The sequence below is a fragment of the Streptomyces sp. NPDC059009 genome, from assembly GCF_042740175.1.
Classification (GTDB): Bacteria; Actinomycetota; Actinomycetes; order Streptomycetales; family Streptomycetaceae; genus Streptomyces.
Map to the genome: position 1 here is coordinate 13,727 of NZ_JBHYJB010000063.1, position 25,315 is coordinate 39,041.

22 protein-coding genes and 2 pseudogenes are annotated in these 25,315 nt (G+C 67.4%); 9 read left to right on the top strand and 15 right to left on the bottom strand.

Features of this window, described 5'->3' with window-relative positions; all coding sequences use genetic code 11:
- Nucleotides 1-60: 60 nt before the first annotated feature.
- Nucleotides 61-525 (bottom strand): helix-turn-helix domain-containing protein, encoded by a 465-nt coding sequence (locus tag ACFWYM_RS41355; protein ID WP_384849718.1) that lies wholly within the window; start codon nucleotides 523-525, stop codon nucleotides 61-63.
- A gap of 415 nt (nucleotides 526-940) precedes the next feature.
- Here ACFWYM_RS41355 and ACFWYM_RS41360 point away from each other — a divergent pair, with 415 nt between their 5' ends.
- Nucleotides 941-1,117 carry a hypothetical protein gene (locus ACFWYM_RS41360; RefSeq protein ID WP_384849721.1) on the top strand — a complete coding sequence of 59 codons (177 nt, stop codon included), beginning with the start codon at nucleotides 941-943 and terminating at the stop codon, nucleotides 1,115-1,117.
- Nucleotides 1,118-1,231: 114 nt separating this feature from the next.
- On the top strand, nucleotides 1,232-1,558 hold the full coding sequence (locus tag ACFWYM_RS41365; RefSeq protein ID WP_384849724.1) for a hypothetical protein: 327 nt from the start codon (nucleotides 1,232-1,234) through the stop codon (nucleotides 1,556-1,558).
- Here ACFWYM_RS41365 and ACFWYM_RS41370 read toward each other — a convergent pair.
- Nucleotides 1,552-2,493 carry a MerR family transcriptional regulator gene (locus tag ACFWYM_RS41370; RefSeq protein ID WP_384849727.1) on the bottom strand — a complete coding sequence of 314 codons (942 nt, stop codon included), beginning with the start codon at nucleotides 2,491-2,493 and terminating at the stop codon, nucleotides 1,552-1,554. The two genes, ACFWYM_RS41365 and ACFWYM_RS41370, sit on opposite strands and share 7 nt — an antisense overlap.
- Nucleotides 2,494-2,685: 192 nt before the next feature.
- Between ACFWYM_RS41370 and ACFWYM_RS41375 the strand changes: the two genes are divergently transcribed.
- Both ACFWYM_RS41375 and ACFWYM_RS41380 read left to right on the top strand, forming a co-directional pair.
- Nucleotides 2,686-3,354 carry a molybdopterin-dependent oxidoreductase gene (locus tag ACFWYM_RS41375; protein WP_384849730.1) on the top strand — a complete coding sequence of 223 codons (669 nt, stop codon included), beginning with the start codon at nucleotides 2,686-2,688 and terminating at the stop codon, nucleotides 3,352-3,354.
- A gap of 927 nt (nucleotides 3,355-4,281) precedes the next feature.
- A complete protein-coding gene (locus tag ACFWYM_RS41380; protein WP_384849733.1) occupies nucleotides 4,282-4,698 on the top strand; it encodes a hypothetical protein in 417 nt (138 codons plus the stop codon).
- Nucleotides 4,699-5,522: 824 nt separating this feature from the next.
- Here the strand turns inward: ACFWYM_RS41380 and ACFWYM_RS41385 are convergent.
- Nucleotides 5,523-5,921: an STAS domain-containing protein gene (locus ACFWYM_RS41385; RefSeq protein ID WP_384849736.1), complete on the bottom strand. Its 399-nt coding sequence runs from the start codon at nucleotides 5,919-5,921 to the stop codon at nucleotides 5,523-5,525.
- Nucleotides 5,922-7,565: 1,644 nt separating this feature from the next.
- Between ACFWYM_RS41385 and ACFWYM_RS41390 the strand changes: the two genes are divergently transcribed.
- Complete coding sequence (locus ACFWYM_RS41390) at nucleotides 7,566-8,723, top strand: protoporphyrinogen/coproporphyrinogen oxidase (RefSeq protein ID WP_384849739.1); 1,158 nt, start codon at nucleotides 7,566-7,568, stop codon at nucleotides 8,721-8,723.
- Between the two features lie 783 nt (nucleotides 8,724-9,506).
- A complete protein-coding gene (locus ACFWYM_RS41395) occupies nucleotides 9,507-9,995 on the top strand; it encodes a hypothetical protein (protein ID WP_384849742.1) in 489 nt (162 codons plus the stop codon).
- A 1,267-nt stretch (nucleotides 9,996-11,262) separates the two neighbouring features.
- On the opposite strand, the pseudogene ACFWYM_RS41400 reads toward ACFWYM_RS41395, so the two are convergent.
- Nucleotides 11,263-11,464, bottom strand: a pseudogene (locus ACFWYM_RS41400) (ATP-binding protein); the annotation flags it as partial.
- Nucleotides 11,465-12,247: 783 nt separating this feature from the next.
- On the opposite strand from ACFWYM_RS41400, the gene ACFWYM_RS41405 reads away from it, so the two are divergent.
- On the top strand, nucleotides 12,248-12,592 hold the full coding sequence (locus tag ACFWYM_RS41405) for a transposase family protein (RefSeq protein WP_384849800.1): 345 nt from the start codon (nucleotides 12,248-12,250) through the stop codon (nucleotides 12,590-12,592).
- Here ACFWYM_RS41405 and ACFWYM_RS41410 read toward each other — a convergent pair.
- From ACFWYM_RS41410 to ACFWYM_RS41450, 9 genes are all read right to left on the bottom strand, one after another.
- Nucleotides 12,587-13,357, bottom strand: coding sequence for a DUF1932 domain-containing protein (locus ACFWYM_RS41410; protein WP_384849745.1), 771 nt, complete (start codon nucleotides 13,355-13,357; stop codon nucleotides 12,587-12,589). The genes ACFWYM_RS41405 and ACFWYM_RS41410 overlap by 6 nt on opposite strands.
- A gap of 173 nt (nucleotides 13,358-13,530) precedes the next feature.
- Nucleotides 13,531-14,478: a branched-chain-amino-acid transaminase gene (ilvE, locus tag ACFWYM_RS41415; protein ID WP_384849748.1), complete on the bottom strand. Its 948-nt coding sequence runs from the start codon at nucleotides 14,476-14,478 to the stop codon at nucleotides 13,531-13,533.
- Nucleotides 14,471-15,394 (bottom strand): DMT family transporter, encoded by a 924-nt coding sequence (locus ACFWYM_RS41420; protein ID WP_384849750.1) that lies wholly within the window; start codon nucleotides 15,392-15,394, stop codon nucleotides 14,471-14,473. The genes ilvE and ACFWYM_RS41420 overlap by 8 nt, the downstream gene beginning before the upstream one ends.
- Nucleotides 15,391-16,722, bottom strand: coding sequence for an acetyl-CoA carboxylase biotin carboxylase subunit family protein (locus tag ACFWYM_RS41425; protein WP_384849753.1), 1,332 nt, complete (start codon nucleotides 16,720-16,722; stop codon nucleotides 15,391-15,393). The genes ACFWYM_RS41420 and ACFWYM_RS41425 overlap by 4 nt, the downstream gene beginning before the upstream one ends.
- Entirely contained in the window at nucleotides 16,719-17,324 is a 606-nt protein-coding gene (locus ACFWYM_RS41430) for an HD domain-containing protein (protein ID WP_384849756.1), read from the bottom strand. Before ACFWYM_RS41430 ends, ACFWYM_RS41425 begins: the two co-directional genes overlap by 4 nt.
- The gene (thiM, locus tag ACFWYM_RS41435; RefSeq protein ID WP_384849759.1) at nucleotides 17,321-18,142 is read right to left on the bottom strand and encodes a hydroxyethylthiazole kinase; all 822 of its coding nucleotides are present in this window, start codon (nucleotides 18,140-18,142) and stop codon (nucleotides 17,321-17,323) included. The genes ACFWYM_RS41430 and thiM overlap by 4 nt, the downstream gene beginning before the upstream one ends.
- Nucleotides 18,139-19,383, bottom strand: a complete 1,245-nt coding sequence (locus tag ACFWYM_RS41440) for a glutamate-5-semialdehyde dehydrogenase (RefSeq protein WP_384849762.1) — start codon at nucleotides 19,381-19,383, stop codon at nucleotides 18,139-18,141. Before ACFWYM_RS41440 ends, thiM begins: the two co-directional genes overlap by 4 nt.
- Entirely contained in the window at nucleotides 19,380-20,591 is a 1,212-nt protein-coding gene (locus ACFWYM_RS41445; RefSeq protein WP_384849765.1) for an aspartate aminotransferase family protein, read from the bottom strand. Before ACFWYM_RS41445 ends, ACFWYM_RS41440 begins: the two co-directional genes overlap by 4 nt.
- Entirely contained in the window at nucleotides 20,588-21,349 is a 762-nt protein-coding gene (locus ACFWYM_RS41450; protein ID WP_384849768.1) for a peptidase, read from the bottom strand. The genes ACFWYM_RS41445 and ACFWYM_RS41450 overlap by 4 nt, the downstream gene beginning before the upstream one ends.
- Nucleotides 21,350-21,796: 447 nt before the next feature.
- Here ACFWYM_RS41450 and ACFWYM_RS41455 point away from each other — a divergent pair, with 447 nt between their 5' ends.
- Nucleotides 21,797-22,909, top strand: coding sequence for a transposase (locus tag ACFWYM_RS41455; protein ID WP_384849771.1), 1,113 nt, complete (start codon nucleotides 21,797-21,799; stop codon nucleotides 22,907-22,909).
- Nucleotides 22,910-23,129: 220 nt separating this feature from the next.
- Here the strand turns inward: ACFWYM_RS41455 and ACFWYM_RS41460 are convergent, their stop codons facing one another.
- Both ACFWYM_RS41460 and ACFWYM_RS41465 read right to left on the bottom strand, forming a co-directional pair.
- Nucleotides 23,130-24,005, bottom strand: coding sequence for a transporter substrate-binding domain-containing protein (locus ACFWYM_RS41460; protein WP_384849774.1), 876 nt, complete (start codon nucleotides 24,003-24,005; stop codon nucleotides 23,130-23,132).
- Nucleotides 24,006-24,064: 59 nt separating this feature from the next.
- A complete protein-coding gene (locus ACFWYM_RS41465; RefSeq protein WP_384849776.1) occupies nucleotides 24,065-24,823 on the bottom strand; it encodes a hypothetical protein in 759 nt (252 codons plus the stop codon).
- Between the two features lie 116 nt (nucleotides 24,824-24,939).
- Between ACFWYM_RS41465 and ACFWYM_RS41470 the strand changes: the two are divergent.
- Nucleotides 24,940-25,139, top strand: a pseudogene (locus tag ACFWYM_RS41470) (IS5/IS1182 family transposase); the annotation flags it as partial.
- Nucleotides 25,140-25,315: the final 176 nt, after the last annotated feature.

The following is a 25,315-nucleotide window of genomic DNA, read 5'->3' on the forward strand; positions in this document are numbered from 1 at the left end:
CGCCGCTATCCCGTGAGGCGAATCGTCGGCTTCTTCACGTCGTGGTGCAGACGGAATGAATCACGGCACCGGCCCTTCTTCTTGAACCGCGGGTGGCCGACTCTCCGGCCACCGCCCGGCCAGCGATTCCAGCCAGTTCGCCCACGCCCGATCCGCATCCCGAAAGGCCGATTGGAACGCGTACGTGGAGACCTCATGCCACCACGGACACGGCCGCTCCGGGCCATACGCATTCTCGGGCAGCCCTCCCGCCCGCGAATCCCCCTTGATCAGGTTCAGATGCTTCTGGACCGACGCCGCCGTCGGCACCGCCACCCGGACCCTCTTCCGCGCAAGAGACTCCGGCACCTCCCGGCCCACAAGCTCCTGCATCTGCGTGCGCCACTGCCGGTGCGCGGCCACCTTCATGCCCAGCGCGTGGTTGAACGCCCACCGGGCCGCACCCGCATGCCGCTCAAACGCCTCGACCTGCCCCGGGGTGGGATCAAGCGCGAACCGAAATGCTCGAAGAACTTCAGCCTGCACGACACCCACCTCCTTCAACTCGGCCTTGTGGACGTCCTGTTGAGAACATTAGAGGGTGCCACTGACAGTCACGGCCAAGACGGAATGCTCCCGGTCCTTCCCTGGCACAGGGGGCGTTCGCCAGGTCAGTCACCGCGGGCGTTCTTCGCGACGGCGTACCGGCACAGGCGCTGCCCGTAGAGGTCAAGGGCGTCGTCAGGGTCGTCGGCATAATGCTCAGCCACAGTCGGCCAATTGTCCCAGGACATTCGAGCAGCGGCCCGGTCCTCGTCCGTGCGACGTCGTGCGTCCACAGCCTCGGCCTCCAGGCGCTGCTTGGGCTCGACCCACGCCGCCCACTCGCCATGCTCATCGGTGCGGCGCCCTCGACGACGTCAGCGTTCTCCTCGAGGAGCTGCTCGTCGGACCGACTCCCGTGCGGGGCCAGGACCAGCTCTACGAGATCCGCCACGGCACCCACGTCAGCAACCGTGCGGGCGTGACACTGATGACGGACTGGCTGGACGAGTGGCTCGCCGGCCTCGACCACACCCACCTCACGGAGAAGACCTACCGCTCCCGCGTCGAGACCCACATACGCCCCTACTTCTAGTTCGCGCACAAGACCGTCGCGGAGATCGACGTCCTCGCCTACCGCTCCTTCGCGAAGCACGTCAGCAGGTCGGTCTCCAGGGGCACCGCACAGAACGTGATCATGGTCTTGCGGATGGCCCTCGACGACGCCGTGCCCCGGCTACTCAAGACCTCCCCCGCCGAACACAAGCAACGCCGCGGCTGCTACACACCCAAGCGCCCCGAACGCCTCTACCTGGTCCGGCATGGCCACAAGCAGTGGCTGGACGAAGACGGCCATCCCAGGATCGCGATCGAGGCCCGAATGGGGCACTGGCTGCCGGGGATGGAGGGCATCTACGGGAGTGTGACCGTTGCGATGGAACGAGCCATCATGGCGGCCCGGCAGCTGCGCTGGGAGCGGCTGCAGCAGAGGCTGCTCCAACGCAGATCTGTAAGGGCGCACTGCCAGGTTCACTGACCTTGCTGATCCCCTGCCACACCGGATGGATGCCGCTTCACCGCACCGTGTCCGTGCTCGGTGATCACCCCATCCACGAGCCAGCAGTGCGTCCTGCCCAGACTCGTCCCGGAGGCGGCGGTGAGCGCGTCCCGATGTTCCCAGTAGCGGCGGAACAGTGGAACGGTGGTCTGCATGTCCGCGGCCATGAACGCCCGGAAGCCGGGTGTGTCCTCCGTGTCATGGCCGCGAGCACAGGCGCGGCAAAAAGCGTCCAGCGCCTCGCACCCGTGCGGTGCACGGCCGGCTGCGACGTCGGGAATGGCAGCGTGCGAGGCGTCGAGCAACGCCGCGTACAACGATGCTTGGTCCTGGACGTGGGAGACGGCCCAGTAGCTCAAGAAGGCGGGTTGAGCGACGAGAAAGTGAAGCTCGGCATAGGCGAGCACCGATGCGGGTGTAGGTTCGCGCGGCACCTCGGGAACGGCCTGTGCGGTGATCGCCGCCGCCATGCGCGGCGGCAGGCTCACGGGCAGGACGCGCTGCCATGCACGGGTGAAGTCCCCCTCGGCCTGCTGCCGGAGCTGGACCTTGGCCAGCACCCGCAGCCGGCGTAGCCGCTCCTGACCCGAGCATTCCTCCAGTGCCTGTAACGCCGCTTCGCGCCAGCGGAGTTCCGCCAGCTCTGTCCGTGTGTTCTCCAAGAGCTTGGTCACCAGTTCGTCCAGGCGCCGGCCACCGGTGGCGACCTCGGTGATAGCCGCGATCGGCACGTCCAGCGCACGCAGCTGCCGTATCAGCTGCAACTGTTCCAGCGCCTGCGGCGGATAGCGTCGATGCCCTCCTTGGCTGCGCGAGACCGTCGGCAGCAGGCCGATGTCGGTGTAGTAGCGGATCGCCTTCACCGACACCCCAGAACGCGCGGCAAGTTCCCCGATCGTCCAAGTGACTTGCATCTCAGCCCCTTGAATCTCCCGTGCGGTGGAGGTCCTAGCGTACGAAGCACCAGCCCGAAGGGGCGAGGCGGGTCGCATGCCCGGCTGCGGTGAACCACGGGGCAGTTCACCGCGACCGGGCACAATCACCCCTCCCGTCCGCCCCGCACGGAACCGAAGGGCCAAGGGGCCCGTACCCATTGGAGGACCGACATGACGCTTCCCCCGGGCCAACGGGCCGTCGACGGATTCCCACGCTTCGGCACCCACATCCATCACCCGCCTCCGCCGCTCCCCAGCGACCCGGTGATCGAGATCGGCGGAGCGGTGACCCGGACCGTCCGCCTCTTCGTCGCTGACCTCGCGAAGCTGCCGCGCCGAGAGCTCCGCGCAGACTTCCATTGCGTCGCCGGATGGACGGCGACCGGCCTGCTGTGGGAGGGAGTCACCTTCGAGAGCCTCTACCGCGCCCAGGTCCAACCGCTGCTCGAGCCGGACGCGTCCATCAGCCACGTCGTCTTCGAAGGGCTCGACGCATACCGGTCGATCGTGTTGCTGGAGGACGCCTTGGGCGCTGACGTGTTGATCGCCGACCGCCTCAACGACCAGCCCCTCGACGGCGACCACGGCGCTCCGGTACGGCTGGTCAGCCCCAGCCAGTACGGCTTCATCAGCACGAAACACCTCTGCCGCATCGAGCTCCACGCAACCGAGCCCCCGACCCCCGACCGCTTCTCGCCCATCGCTGCGCATCGCAGGGCGCGGGTCTGGCAGGAGGAACGGCACCGCCGTCTTCCCGGGCGTGTGGTGCGTCCGGTCTACCGAACTCTGATCGGGCCAATCCGCGCGCTGAGCGCCCGAGGCAGTCACACAAGGCCATGATGATCCCACGCACCTGCCCATCCAGCAGGCGAGGAACCTCACCAACTGGCCCTGCCGACCTTGGCCACCACATACGACGAACTCCAGTTGGCCAGCAGGCCGCCTTGCTGAGCACGGTGCCGCAGAACGGGCAGAGAGGGCTACAGGCAATGCTCGTGTCCGGACACGAGGTGACGACGCTCGACAAGCCGGAGTCCGGGCAGTCTTTCCAAAAACTGAGTTTCGAGTCGTGGAATGCGTTCGATCAGGGTGACCAGCCAGCGGCTCTGCGCCTTCTGCATGGAGCGGTGCCAGCGATGGGACGGCAGTTCACCGATGCTGAGGCGCGCGGGTCGACAAGACGAACGGGGGGACCCTGACGATGGCCTTTGGGGTGAGGCATGCTCCGACTGCAGTGCCTCGGTGAGGGAATGCGAGCACTCCGTTCGGGGAGAGTGATCGAGACACCTAGGGACCACGACGAGTTCTGCATCCTGGTTTCCCAGCAGATGGAAAACGACGGTCCCGCTGAAGCAACCACTCGGTGACCGAAAGGTCGTGAGCGACGGCACTCGTGCCGCGTCAGGGTTAGGCCCTAGGAATTGCGACCTCACCAGGTAGGACGCGGTCTTCGCAGTGATTGAGATAGTCCCCCAGACAGCCCGTAGTGGGCAGCCTGGGGGACTGTCCTTGCGTTTCTGGGGCCCATAAGAAAGTAGTTGCGGTCCTCGCCATGGTGTCCACTTGCTGCGCCGCCGTTCCCCGATTGGGATGGCCAAGGCTGCACCGAACCGCCATTCAGGTGAGCGGCGACGACGCGTGGCGAAACCTTTGTGCTGAGGTGTGCGGGCCCCGTCTTCCAGGACGAACACGCCAGAAAGTCAGGTTCGTTTCATGCATCTTCCTCGTTCCCTCGTCGCCCTCGCAGCCTTTTCGACATGCCTTGGAATGGCCTCGCCCGCAGCCTCCGAAAGCGCACCGAAGCCGGACCCCTCCGCCAGAGCACGCACGCTGTGCGGTGGCGGCTATGAGTTGCGGCAGAGCCACCCCTTCACCGAGGACGGAGTCGTCGAAGCCACCACCTTCCTCGCCTACGACAAGGGCCGTGCCATGGCCTGCGCCGTCACCCTGCGCACGACCCCGGCCGCCCAGTACGCCGACGTGCCGTACATGAGCGCCTACATCCAGCCCGCCGGAACCTCTGCAGTGCGGAGCAGCGGCAACTACCGCAGCTACGCCGGCCCTGCTCGCGCCCATGACTCCGAAGGATGTCTGCGCTGGGGCGGCCGGTATCGCACCCAGGTCTGGCATGCCCAGACCCCCACCACGCCAGAGACACAAGCGTCCTGCCCTGCCACCAAGTAGCCGCCGCATCAGTGACGAGTCGTTGATCGCGTCCTGCGGAGTGGTGTGGTGGCTCGATCATGGCGCCGCTCTACGACTCCGACTGGCGCCGGAGCGGGCTACTGCGCACGGGTGGCTCGAGGACCCGCCATGTCGCCTCGATCGCTCCCCTGTCCGCGAGGAGGACCTCTCCCTGGGGCCTCGTTCGTCAGCAGCCGTGAGGGTCGGTGACGGACATGGATCGGCTTGTTGAAGTCGCTAAAGGTGAGGGTGAAGGTGTACGTCTTGGCTCCCTGCTGTGCCGCCATCTTGACCGGGTACGGCTTGCCCGCCGTTGCGACGTACGCCTGGCCCTCCATGTGGCTGTCCTTGAAGTTCAGTGTGACCACTCTGGTTCCGCCGACCGTGGTGGTAGCGCCCTTGGCCACGGTCTCCCCTCCGGCTGTCCCCGAGCCTCGGAATGTGCCGGCGTAGCCCTGGTGGACGTCTTGCACGGCCTGATTCGGTTGCGTCCGCCATCTTGTCGGGGCGCTGGGACGCTGTGCCCGGGACTGTCCCGTGCGCAGTCGGCGGCGATGCGGGACGGCGGGCTCTGGAGCAGTCACGTCAGAGTGCTGTGTGGGCCCTGACGGACTTGGCTCCTTTGCCCGCTCAGGGCCCACTCCTCGACGCGTGTTCAGAGAGAACCGGACGTACCCCTGCGCGTGCTGCCACGCCCCGAGGCCCCCTCCTCCCGTCTGCTTTACGGAATCAGGTCGGCCACACCGGCGGAAACAAGCCGTTCCGGTGACCTGAGGGGACGGAGTGCTTCGCGCAGCGGTCTGTGTCCGGTGGGTACCAGTTGTTCAGGGGTGAGGGTCGTTGGGTTGACCGGGGTTGGGGAAGAAGAGGGCGGCGGTTCCGGTGATGTCGAGCAGATGCCGGATGGGGAGGGAGACGTCCACGAGGCTGAGCGTGCCGCCCTTGGCGGCGGCATGGCGGTAGTGCCTGGTCAACAGGTTCAAGGCGGTGGAGTCGGCGAAGGTGACCTGCGACAGGCCCAGTTCACAGTGCCTTTGCTCAACGAGTCTGAGAACGCAGGACAGTTCGGGGGCAGTGTCGACGTCGAGTTCACTGACGACCTGGACCAGGACCGTATCCAGAACATCGACCGCATCCACCGAGAAGGGAAGCCCTGATGTCACGCTCGGCCACCCCTTCACGTCTGCCAGTTGAGCGTGCGGAGCAAGGCTCGTGCGGCTCACGCGCCGACTCTGCCGCAAACGTACGCCCGGTGCACGGCGAACTGCCCCTCTGCGTCGAGCAGGTGCGCCAATGCAACCAATTCGACGTTCAAGTGGTGCGGGTCTCGGGTGTTCGGGTGGACATTCCGCGGTGGTGGTACCCGTCCCTCATCGACTGCCCGCCATGGGCGTACAAGCGCCCACGGGCACAGGGTCCAGCTCTCACGCCGTCACGCCCGTGACCACAGTGATGGTGGGGTTCTTGGGGTTAAACCTGGCCTGCCGTGATGTTCGCCCCATTGCGTGGTGGGAGAGGATGACCGAACTCCCCCTCAATGGCGGGTCGTTGAAGAAGGCGTGAGTATCCACGAACCTCAGATCCCGAAGCCGGAGGCCCGTCTACTGGAGGCGTACTGGCTCGATTCCCCTGTCCTCAGACACGAGACGTGTGGCTGTGCACAGCCGCGCGACGCGAAGGCCGAGACGGCGCCTCAAGGCGCCAGTGCCGGCGTTGCGCGATTCACGATGGCCGGCCTCGCAGTGTCTGCGGCATAACACCCAGCCACAGGTACGCAGTTCAACGTGTGTAGGCCGCAGAAGCCGGGGCACACGGCGCCTTGGCACCCGGTGGTGCTCGCCCCGAGCAGACCTGTGGCTCGGACTGCCACCGGTATCCGGGGCTCCCGTAGGCCGGGCGGACTCCCGCACGCTGCGGCCCGCGGTTGAGGCGGGCCCGGCCGCACGTAAGGGGGAGCCGAGTGCGGCCGGGCCCGCCCCGCGGGGCGGAGGACGCCGCGGCCCGCCCGAGAATCCCGGCACGGGGCAGGCACAGGCACCGGTGCACGGGACCATACGAGGCGCGTCAAGTACGCATCGTGTGGCGCATACCGTCGGGTGGTGCGTACGGGTCGTTCCCGCCTCGATGCGAAGTCGGCCACCTGGCTCGGACGCGCGTTGATGATCCTCACCCAGCACGAATTCGCCCACTGACCGACGATCTCGGCAGTAGACCTCCCCCAACAACCAGCTCGAGCACAGCATCACCCATCCACGCTACGCACCTGACCTGCACATTCGGGTTGGACGCAGCCCTGTGGCCCGGCAGTCCGCTGCCGCGGCGGGCGTGGGCCCGACTACCTCGCAGCCCGGCGGCCACCAAGCCACACCCCTGAGTGGAACACCTCAGGGGCCTGCTCGGCCTCTGCATCAGAGGACCGCCCACGATTGCACACGCGGAGCCGCACTTACTGCGAAACCCCTGCCTGGTCATCAGACGCCCGAATGGCACCGCCGCCGGCGACCAGCTGAGGCAGGCAATGCTGCGCAGGGACGCCCTCAGGTACAGCGTTCATAACTTCATGGTGACCATCACAGCCACCCCGCACCAGGCTCCACCAGACACCCTCCTCGGATCAACAGGACCTACTTTCAGAGCGTCCACACAATGGAGGTCGCCTCAGACGTCCTCCGTGCTGGGGAGCGTGCACCCCGACCGCGAATGCGCCGTCTGCCTCGTTTCCTCCGGCGAGCGGACGGGAGAGCCGTTTCTACTCCAGAGGGGGTTGGGCAGGTGCTCGTCAAAGACATCACAGTGAGGATCCGATCCACACATACCGCCGACTGTGGGGCTAGAGCCCGGCTCCCTGGGTGACAAGGAGGCCCTTCGTGGATTCCACGCGGACCGACGGGGCAACAGACACCCTTGCGGGGCAACGCGTCGTTGTGGTGGGCGCCGGGATCAGCGGCCTGACTTCCGCATTCCACCTCCAGCGTCTGGGCGCGGAAGTGCTGGTCCTGGAGAAAGCCCAAAAGGTGGGCGGCAGGATGTCCACTGTCGAACACGACGGGTTTCGGATCGATACCGGAGCCTGTTTCCTCATGAGCTGTTACCGGGAGATGGTGCAGCTGATTGATCTGGCGGGACTCAGGGCTCAGACTCTGCCCACGAGTGACTTGCTCGGGTTTCTCCGTGAAGGGCACATCCATCGGATTCATACGTCAGCGCGGCGCGAGTGGGCGAGAAGCCCGCTGCTGGGACTGCGCTCCAAGTTGGCGCTCGCGCATCCGATCGCCAAAGTGCTGCGCCATCACGGGGCGTTGCGGTGGTCGGATCTGTCGGGCGCTGGTCCGCTGGACAGCGAGGACGTCGCCTCCTACGCACGGCGTCATCTCCCTGGTGAGGCGTTCGAGTACCTCTTTGATCCTCTCCACGAGACCCTCAACCTTGCTCCGTCCGACCAGGTCAGCGCGCTTGAGTTGTTCTTCTATCTGGCGCACTTCCCCGGCACCCGCTTCTTCAACGGGAGGCGTGGGATCGATTTTCTGCCCCGGGGGCTGGCGGCCCAGGTTCCCGTGACGGTCGACGCGGAGGTCACATCCGTTACGGAACGGCGCGATGAGGTCACTGTCACATGGCGTCGCCCCGGGCAGGCCGAGCGGACCGAGACGGCCTCTGCGGCGGTTGTCGTGTTGCCCGCGCCGCTCGTCAGCGCCATCCACCCGGGCTTGTCCCGGCCCCCGGCCCGTGCCACCACCGCCCCGCAATACGGAATCGGCGTCTACAGCATGGTCCCCCGCGCCACCCCGCTGCTCATCGCCTCGACCTTGCGGGCCCACGGCCAGCTCCTCGACCTGTGCCTGCGCCACGAGGGCCTCCCGTACCTGTACGGGGCACACCATCCGCTGGGCGACGTCCTGCGACGATGCTTCGACGCCCAGGACCTGGACCAACTGACAGCCCTGCGCGACACATACAGCCTGGAGGCATTGCCGCACCTGACCGAACCCATCTGCCCAGTCCCTGCAAGATCCATCCAGGAGTGAGGCTCATGCTCGCTTTCCGGACGACTGCCAGGAGCGTTACTGACGTTCTGAGCGTGATGTCGTGGTGAGCTGCCAGGTCGAGGCTGTCGCGGTATGCCTCGACTATGAGGTGTCCGCAGGGCGGCGGCCTAACGGCTGAGCGGCGGGTATTTCGTGAGCGTGTCCACCTGGCAGCGGCTGACTAGTCCCTATAGGGCCGCTCGAAGTCGCTCAGCTTGAGCCTTAACCTGTTGCTACTCCGTGCCAGCGGAACCAAGCGCGGTCTTGGTCGATGCGGAGCACCGCGCTCGGCTTGCGCCCCTCGCCCTTGGCCTGGCGTGATCGCCCCTGGTGAGCTGGATGTGCTTCATCATGCCGTCGCAACGGTTGGCCCCTTGCCCAGGCTGAACGTCGGGAACAGGGCTGGGAGGAGTCGCTCACGAGTCGGGACGGCTGGCCCACTCGGCCATGGGCCGGCGCAAAGGCGCACGACGAGGGGCTCTTATGACGAGACCAGGGTTCGAGCCTATGAAAGCTGAGCTGGTCCCTGGGCCTGGGTCGGCCCGGCCCCTCCCCGCACACGCGGGCGTCGCTATGTATACGTCCTATGAGGAACGCAGCACTAGGTGGCCTTGGTGAAGTGCAGTGCTCGGAGCCCGCCTAGCTTTCCGGCGTCGGACGAGGGTCCGCGTCACCCGGGCGGCGGCGTCGAGGGGGCGGCCGGGGAACGCGTGAGCGAGGGTAAAGCTGCCTCGGGGAACCAGCATCCACACCAGCCAGCACTCACGGTAAGGACCCCTCCCCATGCCCCAAGCCGCCCGCCTCACCGCCACCGCCCTCGCCGCCGCCGTCCTCGCCACCGGGGCAGCCGCCCCTGCCCTGGCTGCCACAGGCGTGCACCACATCCCGAAGGCCGTGGCCGCGGACGACCACACCCGCCAGGCGGTGAAGACTTTCCTCGCCCGATACGCCCCCGAGCTGTCCGCGGACCAGACCGCTAAGCTCATCGGGGCCATCGACGCCACCACCAGCCCGCTCCTCAAGCGTCCGGACCTCCAACCGGTGATCGCCAAGACCCGGCTTGCCGCCGAGCAGTGGCAGAAGGCCCAATTCAGCCCCGCCGATGTGAACAAGGTCCTCGCCGCATTCATCGAGGAGTCGGCGAAGGCCAAACTGCTGGACGACCAGACCCGCCAGACCGTCCAGTGGCTCGCAGCCAAGTCGGTCGTGGACGTGGTCCACCTCAACGCCATCTCCGAGTTCGCCCTGGCGATCCTCAAACCCACGCGCTGACGGCTCCGGGCCCCCGCCCTCAGCGCGCGGGGTGACGTGACACTGCCGCCTGGCTCGGACGTTGTTTAGCGGCTCCGGCAGGAGCTACGCTCCAGGCGCCGCGGACGATCTCAATTGGGTGTGGCTCCTTGAAGGGACGGCCTCACCAGCACGGACGTGCGGATCCGCAGGCGGTACGTGATCCTTCCGGCCGCTGCGAGCCGCCCCGCGTTCACCAGCGTCGGTCGGGCCGCCGGCCTTCATCGTGACTGACGCGACGACCTGCGGCGTTCACTTGGGGGTCACGTGCGCTGCGCGCCATCGACCAGGCGAATTCCCAGCTCAGTCTGTCCCTCCAAAGGAGCCACACCCATCCCAGATCAGGCTTCTCGCCAGAAAGCCGCACCCAAGCCGAATAGGAGCTCGTTCCTTCGGCCCCAGCCCGTCCAGGGCTCGCCACACCTGTTCCGTCCTGGGTAGTGCGGACGCGTCCCCGCGCAGCGGCCTGATGAGGCAGCGGCGTTGGCCCGACGAACGTCAAGGCTTGAAGATGCGCAGGATCGAGGCGACGGAGGCCACGGTGCAACGCCGACCGCTCAGCTCACGGGAGGTCTTGAGGTCCCGGCTTCGCGTGTCTGCTGTGTTCCTTTCGTGCAGAAGTGAGTATTCAGGCCAGGTAGGCAGCGGAATCCGACATTCTCTGGAATGAACTCAACATTCCGGCCTCATGGTTTGCGGTACCTGCCAAGGTGAGGGCATGAAACCCCTACAGCGGACCTTCGCGATCATCGCTTCCGCACTCTTCGCATTACTCGCCTTCACTATTCCCGCCGGTGCTGCTCAAGAACGCCCGGATTCCGCATCCTTAACAGCCAACGAAACCACTGGCAGGAAGAGCCCTGTCCCAGATGCATCCTGCCCGTTCACCTTCGGAAGAGACAGTGGGCGGATCGTCTGTGGCACCTCCCCCTGGTACTACACCAGCAGCTCTGGCTGGAGGGCGGCCTTCGTCGTCGGAACCGACCATGCCGTGTGGTACACAGATGGCAGTGGCTCCGGATTCGATTCACTCGGCGGATGGGCCTCCGACGGAGTGTGGGGAGCTGGCCAGCACACCGACTATCCCTGGATCTGGGTGGTCGGTCGAGACGGCGCTACGTGGTGCAACAAAGTAAAGCCCAACGACCAGTGGTCGGGCTGGTACCGGGCAAGCAACGGAAAGTGTTGAGACGAGGCGTCGAATCCCTCAACTTTGGTAGGACGGGGCAGAACTGATGAGCTCAGTGTGGCGGGCTGTCTCGCCGACGAGTCGCCACCATGGCGGCCAGTGACGGAAGTTGTCCGTCGCGGACAGCCCAAGTGCGATATCGATGAGTGCCCGCCGACCTTCTCGGTGTCGAACACCGGTGAATCAGGGATCAGCTGGGCTGCACGAGTGCACTGGCCGTCCTCTTGCCTGCACTGTAGGTGCCGTTGAGCCATACGATCATGGGCCCTCACGCTATTTCCGTACGGGCCGAGGAAGCGAGCACAGCCGAAATCCCGTACGTCGTCGAAACTCCTCGAGGGAATAACCACCAAGGGCTGCAGCAAGATGTGGTCGCGGATCTGCGCGTAGGACCAGTAGTCGGCGACGCCGCCGTCGAAGGCCACCACCTCGTCGCCGTCCGGCTCTTGGACGCGTCCGACCGGGCCCGACCACGATCACAACGGCGTCACATCTGGCGCATCCAGTGCGCCGCACCTGGCTGACGGTGCTGGTAGAACCCGACCATCGGCCATGTGCCCGCCTCGACCACCGCCTCCCCGGCCCCGACCATCGCAGGTCGAAGCGCTGCGCAATCCGATGCGCCTCATCGTGGCCGTGCGAGACGCCTGCCGTTCAACGGGCTGTCGCTGCTGGGTGGTTGGTGCTCAAGGTGCGGTGCGCACGCCGTCGATCGCCGGACTGCGCACACGCAGGGCCCCAGCGAGGAGAACAGCAACTCGGCGAGTTGCGGCCATACTTCGTTCACGGCGCAGCACTGTCGGCCACACCGCACACCGACCGAGCGATTTTCGGGCTGTCTCAGCCGTCGTCACGAGAAGATCGACAGTCACGCTGTGTACGCGACCATGAGAAGTGGCTCTGTCGCTGACTTGAGGGCTACGGCTGCCGGTTGGCTCAGGGGAATCACCTGTGTGTGGAAGGGCATGGGCACGTCGCCGATCTCCTTGTTCCTGGTGCGGAGGTTGAGGTGGACCAGCTGTGGCTGACGAAGCATGCAGTGCTTGTGACGGCGCACCCCCAGAGGCGTGAAGGAACGTGCCCGGAGTGTGGGCAGAGATCTTCTCAGGTGCACTGCTCCTACGAGCGGTGTCTTGCAGATCAGCCCGTTGCCGGGTGTAGATCAGAAGTCCGCCTGCGGGTAAGACGGTTCACCTGCAGCAACTCCGCTTGCTCACATCGCACGTTCGCCGAACAGATACCGGCGCTGACAAGACGTCGCCCCGCAATCAGCGACAGAGCCCGAGAATCTTGCGAGACCCACCCGAACCGTCCGCTCACCCGGATGTCGCGCTGTCCGTGGACAGGCGAAGGACTGGCGCGCAGCCGATGGATCAGCCGTCGGCTATGACTTCCTCCGGATCAGCCGCAGTAGTGCCTGTTCTGCAGCGCTGGACATCTCACTCGGAACGCCCAGGGAGTCCAGATAGCCGACCGTCGCTCGCATCTCGGCCGACCGGCGCTCGGCGTGCTGCCTGGTGCCAGTGAGGAACCGGTCGATCATGACCGGTCCGTCGGTGCCCAGTTGGTCCGTGATCTGCTCGCGCATCCACTCATAGCAGCCCGCCGCGCGAGCGGCCTCCACTGCTTCGCAGATCACCAAGGCGAGCGGCTTCATCAGCACGCTGCGCAGCAGTTTACGGGCGGCGGCAGCACCGGCGGGAGACGTCAGCAGCTCGACGGGTGCGCCGAGTCCCTGCAGTACCCCGGCGACGGCAGAGCCGCCAGGGCCGCTGACGACCACGGCCGTACGTGCGCCCGTAAGCGGTACCGTGCCGAGGATCGCGACATCGGCGAAGGACACCGGCGCATCGGCGAAGACCTCGGCGGCTTCGGTCATCGTGGACGGGGAAGCCGCGGTCAGATCTGCCCAGCAGGCGCCCGGGGCGAGATCGGGGCGGGCCTGCGTCGCCAGGCGGACACTCAGTGACGCCGAGGTGAGCAGCAGGACCAGCGCGGCGTCGCGTACGGCGTCGGCCAGGTCTGCGGCGCGGTGGACACCGCCGGGGGTGGCGACGGGGCCGGGGTCGAATCCGGTCGTCTCGTGTCCGGCGGCGGCCAAGGCCGTTGCGTAACGGGAGCCGGCCTCACCGAGTCCGACCACAGCGACATGCATCTTCGTCTCCTTCAACGGTGTTGAAGCGGCGCTCGTCGGCCACCGGTGGCCATCGCATGGAGTCCTTCTGGCGGAGATGACTTCGGCGGACGGCGGACCGTTCCCCACCAGGGAACCCACGCCCGTCCTGGGTCGGACCGCGCACGGCTCAGGTCGCCCTGAGCTCGGTGAGATCACCTCACCGGTGTGAGCCAGTAGGAGTAGTCGGCCATCTCACCTCGTACGACGCGGCGATATGCCTGGGCGAGTTCGGTGCCGACCGGTCCCGGCTTGCCGCTCCCGACGAGCAGGCCGTCGACTTCCGTGATCGGGAGCAGTTCCCAGCCGGTGCCGAGGAAGAACGCCTCGTCCGCCACCGCCAGTTCAGCCCGGTCGATGTCGCGTTCGACGGTGCGCATACCCAGGTGCTCGGCGGCCAGAGTCAGCATCGTGTCCCTGGTGATGCTGTCCAGGACCCCGGCGCTCAGTGGGGGTGTGACCATGCAGCCTCTGCGCATCAGTGCGATGCAGGCTCCGCTGCCCTCCGACACGTGTCCTCGCTCGTTGAGGAACAGCGGCAGGTCGTAGCCGGCCTGGCGAGCTTCGGCCGCTGCGATTCTGGCTTGGTGGTAGTTCGCGAAAGCCTTGATCCTCGGGCTCATCTGCTGGTCGCTGATCCGTCGCCAGGAGCTGGTTGCTACCCGGGCCCCGGTGACCTCGGTCGGTGCGGGGGGCGACGGCCAGGTGTCGATGACCGTTTCGGTCGGGGCGTCGGCCGACGTGATCAGCTCGGAGACCACTCCGGCGACGAAGGTCCACGGCCGGATGTAGGTGTCTGCTCGGTAGCTGTTGGCCCGCAGCACCGTGAGCACGGCTTCGGCCAGCTCGGGCGTGGTCCAGTTCATGTGCAGGCGGGCGAGCCGGGCCGATTCCACCAGCCGGTCGAGGTGCTCGGTGAGGCGGAACACGAAGAGCTGCTGGTCACGCGGTGCCCAGTACGCCCGTACTCCTTCGAACACGGCGGACACCGATGCGTGCCCCACCGAGCGGACGTGCGTGGTGGCCTCCTGCCATGGCACGAGTTCGCCGTTTCGCCACAGCACTTCGGCGTGGTTGCCGTCAGGAGTCGCGATACTAGGCATCGACTCGTTCACGCTCCTGTCGGCTCACTGCACGTTCCGGTCGGCTGGGCACGGGTTCCGGCCGACCCGTCGCACTCAGGATCACACCCACCAACGCCAGTGCTCCTCCCGTGAGTTGGGACCAGATCAGCGGTGCTCCGGTCAGCACCGCGAACAGATAGCCGACGGCTGGGATGCCGCCGGTGAACGTGCCTGCCACGGATGCCGGCACCTTGCGCAGGGCGAAGGTCCACAGCAGCAGGGTGAGGCCGGACGCCACTACACCGAGGTAGGTGATCGCGAGCCAGCCGTCGGTGGACGGCGGCCGGAACCCCTTCTCACCGATCTCCCACCCCAGCCACGGTGTCAGGAACACCAGGCCCCACAAGCTGGACGCCGAGGCCAGTACGACCGGCTTGAGATGGGTGCAGAAGCGCCGTACGTAGGCGGTGTAATACGCATATGCGGCGACGCCGCCGAGCACGATCGCATGGCCGAGCAGGTCGAATTGGGGCCCGCCGTGCCGGACCACCAGCAGCACGCCGAGCACCGCCAGCGCCAGTCCCACTGCCCGGCCGGCACGGAGCCGCTCGCCCAGCCACAGCAGGCCCAGCATCGCGGTGAGCACCGGCAGTGCCGCCTGCAGGAGTGCGGCACTGTCGGGTGAGGTGAACAGCAGTCCCAGGTTCTGCAGGCCGTAGTACAGGGCGACGCCGGTGAGCCCGCACACCACGTACGCGGACCGGAACAGGTCACGCACCCGCAGCCCACCGACGATGCCGAACGGGAGGAGCACCAGGGCTCCGATGGCGAACCGTAGGAACGTGAGCTGGGCCGGTCCGGTCTCGGCCAGCACGCGGTCGCTCACGATGAAGGTCGAGGCCCAGATCAGCACGGTGGTCGACAGTGCGAGCAGCGCGGAACCCTGACCCTTCACTCGTCCTCCGGCACTAGTTGCAGCTCCCGGCGCACTCGCGTCACCGAGTCCCGCAGCTCGACGAGGGAGGTGCTCTGCAGATGGAGTTGCGCGAGCCAGTACGGCTGCTCGTGCACCCGATCCTCGACGATCCAGCCACGCTCCCGCTCGGCGTAGCCCGCGATCCGCACCGTCGGGTTCAGAAGCTCGGCCGGGTGTGCGGCGAAGCCACCGAACCGGACGGGGGTCTGATGGGTTCCCAGACACTCGCTGCCATAGAGATGGACGGTGGCCGCGGCCCGCGACGGCTCCGCGTCGGGATCGAAGCGCCCAGTGGTGCACGTGCCGTGCAGCAACGCGTCCGCGAGGGCGCCGACCAGGTCGCAGCCGTAGGCGAAGTCCGTCTCCGGGATGATCGTGCGGCCCGCGTAGCGAGCCGCGATCTCCACCACGGCACAGCTGCCGTCGGGCATGAGCTTGAGCTCGGCATGCGTGCCGCATGTGTCAAGTCCCAGTGCGGCGACGGCCCGTTCGGCTGTGTCGATCACCCGGCGGCGGGCGTCCACGTCCATGGACGTCGGTGAGATGTGACCGCTCTGTGTGAGTGGAGGCACTTTCGGGGTCACGTCGGTGATGGCGACCGGTACGTATTCGCCGGCTACCACCATGCCTTCGACACAGACCTGGTCGCTGAAGCCCGGTACCGGGTACCACAGGTCCGGATCGCCGTGGAGCAGTTCCTCCACCAGGAAGGCCGCTTCGGCGTCGGCCGGAACGTCGAAACCGGCCAGCGACTCCCGTGCCGAGGCGAACACCTGCTGCGCCTGGTCGGCTCGGTCGACCCGCTGGATGCCGGCCGCGGACATACCGCGCCGTGGCTTGATCAGCACGGGACCGCCCACTTCGGACATCAGGGCGACGATGTCCTCCTCCGACCGCAGCGGACGGTAGCGCACATTCGTCAGCCCCCCTGCCGTGAGGGCATCCCGCATCAGGAGTTTGTCCCTGGCCCGTTCGGCACCGGCCGTGCCGGGACCGCGCAGCCCCAGCTTTTCTGCCGCGCCGGCCGTCTGCGTGGCGTAGAGCTCGCTGAAGCACACGAGAGCGTCGGCATGCCAGTCCTGCGCTGCAGCGACGACGCGTCGTTCGGTCTCCTGCTCGTCCCGCCGGTCCCATGTGTCGTCGTCCAGGAGAACGCGTTCCGCTCCGGCGGTGAGCAGGGCATGCTCCACCGGGTCGAGGCGTTCGGGGCGCGGCACGTAGACCGAGATGCGGGCCCGCGCACGCAGCACGGGCAGAGAGTACGACAGCGGCGGGCCGCCGTAGTCGTAGACGATGAGCACCCTCATGATGCGCCCCCCGGGGAGTAGTAAAAGGCTCGCTCTTGCGGCACGTTCGGGAACAGTGCCTCCCGCATCACGTCGTAGGTCGCCCAGTCCGCCCAGTGCACCAGCGCCGACTCCTTGCTGCGCTTGGTGTGCTCCCCCTCGACGGAGTGGGTCGCGATGATGTGCACCACCTCGGTCGGCAGACCCATCTCCTCGGCCAGCCGCGCGCCTGTGTACGGGTGGCGCAGCAGCAGCGGTTGACGCAATACGGGCACCGCCGGTTCGGTCGGGCTTTTCGGTCCGAAGAGCTCGAACAGGCCGACGTCGTGCAGCAGTCCGCCGGCCAGAACGTGGTCCACCATGGTGCGGGAGCCCACGACCCGGTTGCACTGCTCCGCCATGTCGGCCGCGGCAGCCGCCACCAGCTGGAGGTGGTCGACCAGCTTCACCTCCGTGCGGACGACCGGTGGCGCTCCGGACGCGGTCTCCTCGACGTACGACATGATGCTCGGGTCGGCCCAGCCACCGCGTCGCGCGGCCTCGGTCAGCACGTCAACGGTCCTGTCCCGCAGGCCGTCGTCACCGATCCTGGTGAGCTCGGGCAGCCACTCCACCCACTTCACGATGCCTCCCTGGGGGCGGACGTGGTGACCTGCGACCGGGTCGCGACCGTCTCGTCATCGATGACGGACAGCTGATTGCAGAGCTCGGGCAGGAAGTAGCCGGGTCCTCGGCCGGTGGCCGCCGCCAGCTCACCGGCGATGCCGTAGGCGCAGACCCCGGTGACCGTCGCGGTGAACATGTCCTCACCCGCGACGGCCGCGAAGGCGCCGAGCACCGCGGACCGTGCACTGCCGGTGCCGACCACCTGCCCCATGACCGGATGTCCGTTGGCGATCGCGGCCAGCTGCCGTCCGTCGCCGACGTAGTCGGTGCGGCCGGAGACAGCGGCGGCGACCTGAGCGGACTCCGCCAGTTTCTGGCATATCTCATCGGCTGGTGCTGTGGTGCTGACGGCGTCGGCGCCACGTATCACGGACGGGACACCGCACAGGTCCGCCAGCTCGGCGACATTGCCGGACACTATGCGGACGGCTCCGGTGTCGAGCAGCGCCCTGGCGAGGTTCGAGCGGAACCGGCTGGCCCCGGAGCCCAGCGGATCAAGGACGACGGGGATCGACCGTGCCGCACATGCCTCGGCCACCTGCAGCACGGTCCGGTCCATCCCCGGCACAGAGGTCCCGACGTTGAGCACGACCGCGTCCGCCGTCTCGGCGATCTCCGCCGCCTCCTCAGCCACGTGCGCGAAGATGGTCGCGGCGCCCAGCGACTTCACGGTCTGCGCACAGGCAGCCATCGACACCAGGTTGGTGATCATGTGTACGAGCGGGCGGCGCTCGCGGATCGTGGCGATCAGCCCGTCACCGGCCGGCCCGCTCATGGCGCCGTCCGCAACTGACCGGCACCCGTCACGACGAACTTCCTCGACGTGAGGTCGGTGACGCCGATCGGCCCCCGCGCGTGCAGCTTCTGCGTGGAGATGCCGAGCATCGGGCCGAGACCGAACTCGTAGCCGTAGGTGAACCGGGTCGATGCGTTGACGAAGACGGCGGCCGCGTCCACCGTGTACTGGAACTCGCGGGCGTTCGCCAGGTCGGCCGTGACGATCGCCTCCGAGTGCCCGGTGCCGTACGTGTTGATGTGGTCGACGGCGGTCGCCAGGTCCGGTACCACGCGCATGGCCACGGTCGGACCGAGGTACTCCGTACTCCAGTCCTCGTCGTCGGCCCGGGTGGCCTCGGGGGCTGCCGCGCATACCTGGAGGCAGCCATGCACGGCGACCTCGGCCCGGCTCAGTTCGGCGACCAGTTTGCTGACGTAGCCCGGCGCGTGAGCGGCGTGCACCAGCACGGTCTCCACCGCGTTGCACATGGTCGGCGCGGAGAGTTTCGCATTGAGCACGATCCGGGTCGCCGAGTCGAGGTCCGCCGACTCGTCGACGTAGATGTGGCAGTTGCCGCCGCCGGACGCGAGGACCGGCCAGGGAGAGCGCCGCCGCACCTCGGCGATGAAGGCGTCGCTGCCCCTGGCCACGACCAGGTCGATCGGGTTGTCGCCGCTGAGCAGCTCCCACAGCGCCTCCCGTGACGGATCGTCGACGTACCGGGTGATGCCTGGTGGGACACCGACGTCCTTCAGGCAGTCCTGGATGATCCGCACCAGTAGCTGGTTCGTCCGCGTCGACTCCCTGCCACCCCGGAGAACGATGGCGTTGCCGCTCTTCAGCGCCATCGCCGAGGCCTCAAGGGTCACCTCGGGACGGCTCTCGTACACGGCGGCGACGACTCCGAGCGGAACGCGCATCCGGCCGACCAGGAGGCCGTTCGGCTGCGGGCGGAGTTCAGAGATCTCTCCCACCGGATCCGGGCACTCGGCGAGCCACCGGACACCGTCGATGATCCGGTCGAATCGGGGGCGTTCCACCAGCATCCGCCGCAGCGCCTTGCCCGTGACCGAGCCCGCACGCTCCGCCCGTGCGAACTCTTCCTTGTTCGTCGCGGCGATCTCGCCGAACCGCTCCGCCATCGCCTCCGCCACCGCGTGCAGGGCGGCGCGCTTCTCGTCTCCCGTCAACCGTGCCGCTGCCGCCGCGGCCGACCTGTCGAGCACATCCGCGCTCACCGGCGCACCACCTCGTCGAACACGGCGAGCGTGGTGCTCTCCAGGAGCTTGAGGTCTTCGGAGGTGATGTTGAGCGGCGGGGTGAGACGCACGACCGAGCGTCGCTGGCCGCCGATGCCCACGAGGACGCCGCGCGCCATCATCTGGCGCCGGAACGCCATGGCCTGATCGGGCGACCGCCACTCCAGGCCGATGAGCAGTCCTTGCCCGCGCACCTCGACGTCAGCCGGCGCCGCGGAACGCAGCGCGTCCATCAGCTGGTTGCCCGCTCGTTCCGATGCGTCCGCCAGGCCGCCCGCGGCCAATTCACCGAGCACCGCCTTGCCCACCGCGCCCACCAGGGCGCCGTTCCCGCCGAAGGTGGTCGAGTGGTCGACGGGCGCCCAGCATGAGCCGATGTCGTCCGGGGTCAGGACGGCGCCGACCGGTAGGCCGGCGCCGAGCGGCTTGCCGACCACCAGGATGTCCGGCCGCACCCCGGAGCGCTCGAAGGCGAACGTCGTTCCTGTCCTGCCGAGTCCGGTGAAGATCTCGTCGAAGATCAGCAGCGCACCCCGTGCATCGCACAGTTCGCGCAGTGCGTGGAGGAAGCCATCCGGCGGCACGATCACCCCGCCGACCCCCAGCACCGGTTCGGCGACGACGGCGAGCAGGTCGTCCTGGGACCGCGCGTCCAGTTGGCGTCCCAGCTCGTCGAGGTCCACCTCGCCGGTTCGGGGCACCGGCAGGTGCACGATGCCCGGATAAAGACTGAAACCGGGCAGCCCGGTCTTGTAAATATTCATCCCGGTGAGCGCGAGCGCGATACCGGACCGCCCGTGATAACCGTCCTCCAGCGCGGCGATGGAATGACCGAACCTGCCGCGAACAGCCTGGAACTTCTTGGCCAGCTTGACCGCGGTCTCGATCGCTTCGGAGCCGCTGTTGGAGAAAAAGACCCGCCGAAACGAGCCACCGGCCAGTTTGGTGAGTTCCTCCGCCAACTCAATTACCGGTTCATTGAGTTGGAAACTCGAATGAATGAGTTCCCCCGCTTGCCGCTCGATTGCCGAGATCACCGCCGGATGACCGTGACCCAGCAGATGCACACCAGGCCCCGCGACACAGTCCAGATAGCGGTTTCCCTCGATGTCGACGAGCCAGGAGCCACTGCCACTGCGCATGACCGGACCATCGAGCAGGGTGGCCACCAGCGCCGGATGCGTCATCGCATGCTCCCGGCCGGCTCCTCGCCCACAGCTCGGGGGGAAACCGCGAGCCCCAGTGCTGATGACCCCGCAGGACTCTGCGCGAATTCGGATGCGAACCGCTGTACCGTCTCCAGCGTGATGGATGCCTGATCTGCCATCCTCTCCCCGTCCTCGGCTCCGGTGAACTGGCCGTGCGCACCGACCATTGAATTTCCCGTCTTCAGAAATACCGGCCGAGCGACGCGCACGATGTCGGGCGCCTCGTACGTCCTGATGAACCCGCCGGATGACGGCGGGTTGTCGGTATGCACGTCGAGCGGCACGGCAATGTGCTGCCGGACAGCCGCGATGGCGGGCAGCGGCAGGTCCCTGACCGGGTTGATGCTGTCGGCTCCGAGTTCCTCCAGCATCGAGATGCTGATCGGATTGGCGTAGCCGAGGTGCGCGGACGCCTTGAACGTGGTGTCCGCCGGCAACAGGCCCCCCTTCCTGGCCTGCCCGAGCGTCTTCAGCAATCCCTCGTCGTACACGACGAACGACCGGCAGCCCAATTCGAGGCCCCGCAGCACGTCGTCGAGCGCGCGCCGGATCTGGTCGGCCCCGCGCAGCCGGTACCCGAGGAAACTGCCGTGCTGAGTCAATCGGGTGGGGCTCGTGTCGTACGTGGCGCGCGGGCCCACCGAGAAAACCGTGGTGATGCCTTCGTCCGCGGCCAGCCTGAGATAGTCGGTCAGTTCTTCTCGAGTGTGCCGGAAGAGACCGACCGTCTCAGTCACTCGGTTCACGGTCATGCCCCTGTGCCGAGCCCGCTTCACCAGTGCTCGGAAGGTGCTGAAACTGTTGACAACCGGCACTTCAATCCGGAAGTCGGCACCATCTGGGAAGGAATGCGGTGAACAACTGAGGCTGTAGTCGTCCTGCTCTGGAAGCCCCAGCTTCCGTAATATCTCCACGGCTAACAATGAGTGTTCCCTTCGCGAGCCCGAACAGGGGCTGGGCGGATGATGGGTAGACGCTGATGACTGTGCCGGTCAGGACCCCAGCCGTGAGCAGGGTCTTTCGTATGAATGGGTCTCGCGTGGTGGTGCTCTGTGCGGCATGGTGTCGGGCCGTGAGTGTTGATCTGACGCAACGGTTGGTACCCGATGAACTGCGGGAGATGGTCGCTCCGTTGCTGCCTGCCTTCTCTGCCCGTCCGCAGGGCGGTGGGCCCGCTCCGGTTGATGAGCGAGCGGTGTTCACGGCCGTGGTGCAGTCCTCACCAGCGGGTGCTCCTGGCGGCATCTGCCGGAGACGTTCGGGATCTCCCCTGCCACGGCACATGCGGTCTCGGTACGCGCGAAAAGGAGGGCTCGCTGACCGGGCGAAACCCGACCGGTCGCGGCAACAAGGGCAGCAAGATGCATGTGCTCTTCCAGGTCCGAGGCATCCCGCAGGCCCTCGTCGTCTCCGCGGCGAACACCCATGACATCCAGGCGCTCCCGCTCTGGGCGCTCGGAGTTCCCGCCGTGTGCTCGTGGCGCGGGCCCCGCGGGCGCCACCTCGCCAAGCTCCGCGCCGACACGGCGAACTGCTCCGCCGAACACCTCGCCTGGCTGCGGGAGCGCAACATCGTCCCGCGCATCGTCCGCCGCGGGATCGACTCCAGCGAGCGGCTCGGGAGGCACCGCTGGAAGATCGAGCGGTCGCTCTCGTGGCTGTTCGGCTGCCGCCGCCTCACCGTGCAATACGAGCGCAAGGGACCCCCCACTTCCTCGCCCTCCTCGGCCTCGCAGCCGCTGATACGGCGCCAAAGTAACTGTGGAAGGCCGCCCTCAGACCCTCATTTTGGGCCATCACGAGAGGCGGCTAAATTGGGCCAGGAACCGGCACCGCAACACTTCACGATCACGGTGACATTTGAATGTGAAATCACCGACGCGCAGGCGTTGATCGAGAATGTGCGCCGTTACCGCCTTCCATCTCCGCATGAGCCGGTGGGGCTACGAAGACGGTATGGGGGGACGTTCTGCACGATCAAGAGCACTCTCGTGCACTACCGGAACAGGAAGATCGCGTGGGGTCCGGGCGCATTCACCACTGATCAGGAGTGCACCAAGACCACAGGACGATCAGGCGGCGCACGTTCCCCTCGAACGACACGACTTGGTCAGGCACACCCCCGTTCGATCGGTCGGCCTCAGGGGTCGGACGGCGCAACAGGCCCGGCGCCGCCGCCGGTCGAGGTACCCGCCTGGCGACCGGCCAGCACGAAGTCTCGGTACTCCCCCGGCGCCATACCGACGTTGACCCACCGCCCGCGGACCGCCCCAGCGGCCGTGCCGCCGTGGTGCTGATCTTCGTCGTGCTCGCCGTCGCGCGCTCTGGCTCCGTCCGCTCGGATGCGGGGACTTGCGGCCGGGATGACGGCGGCGTGCCGCTCCCCCACGGGTACTTCGCGCAGGACGCGGGCGACGCCCTGCCGACCTGGCTCGCCGCGATCGGCCTGGGCGGCGTGCTCGCGTCGCGGCGGCGGCGACCGGGTCTTCCCTGTTCGAGCGAAGCGGAGAATGGCGGTCAGGCCCGGCAGGACGAGTACGTGTTCAGGTCCTCCGGATCCGGCTTGAAGCGGTTCTCCCAGTTCCCGGGGTACGTGGCGACGAGCGCGGGAAGCTGCGCCTTGATGTCGCTCGACCACTCCTCGACGAGGTACTTCCGCAGGGCCTTGAGGATCCGCCTGCAGTCGTCCGGGTGGCCCTTCGGGATTCCGATGCCGTAGCGGTTGAGGAGGCCCATGTTGACGTTCGGAACCACCTTCAGGGGAACCTTGGTGTTCTTCTTCTGCTCCACGTACCCGTAGAGGAGCGCCTCGTCGCTGAACACCGCGTCGACGCCGCCCTGTTGGAGCTTGCGGACGCAGGTCGAGTAGTCGGGGGCCTCGTTCATGACGGTGCGGCTCGGCATCTTGACGCGGGAAGGCGTGGTGCCCTCGACGGCGCACAGGGTCTTGCCGTCGATGTCCTTCTCCTTCTTGATGGCGTCGTAGTCCTTGCGCACCAGGAAGCCCTGCGAGGTCATCAGGTACGGGCCGACGAAGTCGATCTTCTTCTCGCGCTCCGGCGTGATCGAGTACGTGGAGATGACCATCCCGGCGGAGCCCTCCTGGAGTTCACGCTCGCGCTGGGCGTGCGTCACGTCCTGGAACTTCGGGGTGAAGCCCAGCTCCTCGCCCAGGTAGAAGGCGATGTCCATGTCGAAGCCGCGGTAGTGGTGGCTGTTGAACAGGTTGAAGCCGGGCTGGTCGAACGCGGTGGCGATGTGGACAGTCCCGGTCTCGCCCTCGGGGAGGACCGACTTGTCGTCGTCCTTGCCGCCTCCGCAGGCCGACGCCGCGACGAGCGCCACGGCCGCCGCCAGCGCGAGCCCGGCCCGAGTCGTGAGTGTCTGCGCCATGGTTGTCGTCTCCGTCAGTCACGTCAGTTCCGGCAGTTCCGGCAGTTGTGTCAGTCGTGTCAGTCGTCCACCCGCGCCGAAGCGACCGAGAGGTCGAGCGCGCAGTTGGGTTCCGCCGTCATCCGGACGGCGAGGCGGATGTCCTGGTGGTTCCGGCCCAGTTCGAAGGTGAACTCCTCGCCGGGCCGCCCCGTCTGCGGGCCGCCGCGCTGCGGGCCCGAACGGAGCGCCACGTGGAGCCTGCTGGAGGGGGCGCAGACGGGAGATTCCGGGTCGTACTCGGATGCCGCGAACGTGATGAAGAGGCGGGACTTGGGGTGGCCGGTGTGGGCCTTCGCGATCACCGTCATGCCCTGCTCGAAGGGGCCCGAGGGGGTGAGCTCGAACTCGTGGGTGAGGTCCACGGGGCGCGTGTCCCGGTAGATCGACCAGCCCAGGGCAGGCAGCCCGACGGCGAGCACCGCGACCGGCACGACCAGCAGCATCAGTGGCGGCCACAGCGGCTTCTCCGCGTCGGCCTGGCCACGGCCCCTGATGAGCGACAACATGCTGCTACTCAAGAGCAGGAGCGCCCCGACGACCCCGCCGACCAGGGAGGTGTCGCCACCCCGTGCGTACCAGACGGCGCCGGTACCGAAGATCACGACCAGGTTGGTCAGGAACGTCACCGCGAGGAGCCCTGTGTTGTCCGACAGGAGCTGCCGCATGCGTGTCGCGGCGCGCACCAGCCGGCCCGGGGGCGGGGCGTCCGGTGGGTCCGGCGGTGGGTCCGGCGGTGGGTCCGCAGCACCGGGAGGGACCGGGAAGTTGTCGGTCACCCGGCGTAGCTTACGAGTTGCCGGGCCGCTCAACAGCCGGTTGTCGCAACCACGTTGGGCCTCCCGTGTCGACGTCGGCGTCCAACTGATCGTCTCAGAATGAGTTGCGCTGTCCGGATCTCGACGACTACGCCGTGGACGGCACGCATGTCCGGGCGCTCAAGGGGGCCTGTCGGCCCCTCACCCGTCCACCGGGCCCGTCCCGGCGGCAACCGGCACGATGCCACCCAGCTTCTGACTCTGCTCGACGCGGTCCCGCACGCAGATCCGGGGACTTCGCGGACACCCCCGGCGCAAGCCCCGACGCCTGGATGCCCTCCAGGTCTGAGCTCAGCCGCTTCGGTGACTGCGGCGAGTGGTGACGGTGCCGGGCATGCGGGCCGACGCAACGTTCTGAGCCTCGCTCGCGTACGCCGTAGCCGTGTGCCTCACGCCGAAGCCGACCCGTGCCGGAAGGCCGGACACACGCAGGCAAAGGGAAGACCGGCCCGC

Excerpts from the sequence above, each read along its gene's own strand:
- ACFWYM_RS41460 (WP_384849774.1), bottom strand. The coding sequence starts at position 24,005 with ATGGCGCAGACACTCACGACTCGGGCCGGGCTCGCGCTGGCGGCGGCC.
- thiM (WP_384849759.1), bottom strand. The coding sequence starts at position 18,142 with ATGAGCGGGCCGGCCGGTGACGGGCTGATCGCCACGATCCGCGAGCGC.
- ACFWYM_RS41445 (WP_384849765.1), bottom strand. The coding sequence starts at position 20,591 with ATGACGCATCCGGCGCTGGTGGCCACCCTGCTCGATGGTCCGGTCATG.
- ACFWYM_RS41375 (WP_384849730.1), top strand. The coding sequence starts at position 2,686 with ATGACGCTTCCCCCGGGCCAACGGGCCGTCGACGGATTCCCACGCTTC.
- ACFWYM_RS41365 (WP_384849724.1), top strand. The coding sequence starts at position 1,232 with ATGGCCCTCGACGACGCCGTGCCCCGGCTACTCAAGACCTCCCCCGCC.
- ACFWYM_RS41455 (WP_384849771.1), top strand. The coding sequence starts at position 21,797 with ATGAGCGAGCGGTGTTCACGGCCGTGGTGCAGTCCTCACCAGCGGGTG.
- ACFWYM_RS41380 (WP_384849733.1), top strand. The coding sequence starts at position 4,282 with ATGGCCTCGCCCGCAGCCTCCGAAAGCGCACCGAAGCCGGACCCCTCC.
- ACFWYM_RS41395 (WP_384849742.1), top strand. The coding sequence starts at position 9,507 with ATGCCCCAAGCCGCCCGCCTCACCGCCACCGCCCTCGCCGCCGCCGTC.
- ACFWYM_RS41370 (WP_384849727.1), bottom strand. The coding sequence starts at position 2,493 with ATGCAAGTCACTTGGACGATCGGGGAACTTGCCGCGCGTTCTGGGGTG.
- ACFWYM_RS41425 (WP_384849753.1), bottom strand. The coding sequence starts at position 16,722 with ATGAGGGTGCTCATCGTCTACGACTACGGCGGCCCGCCGCTGTCGTAC.
- ACFWYM_RS41410 (WP_384849745.1), bottom strand. The coding sequence starts at position 13,357 with ATGCATGTCGCTGTGGTCGGACTCGGTGAGGCCGGCTCCCGTTACGCA.
- ilvE (WP_384849748.1), bottom strand. The coding sequence starts at position 14,478 with ATGCCTAGTATCGCGACTCCTGACGGCAACCACGCCGAAGTGCTGTGG.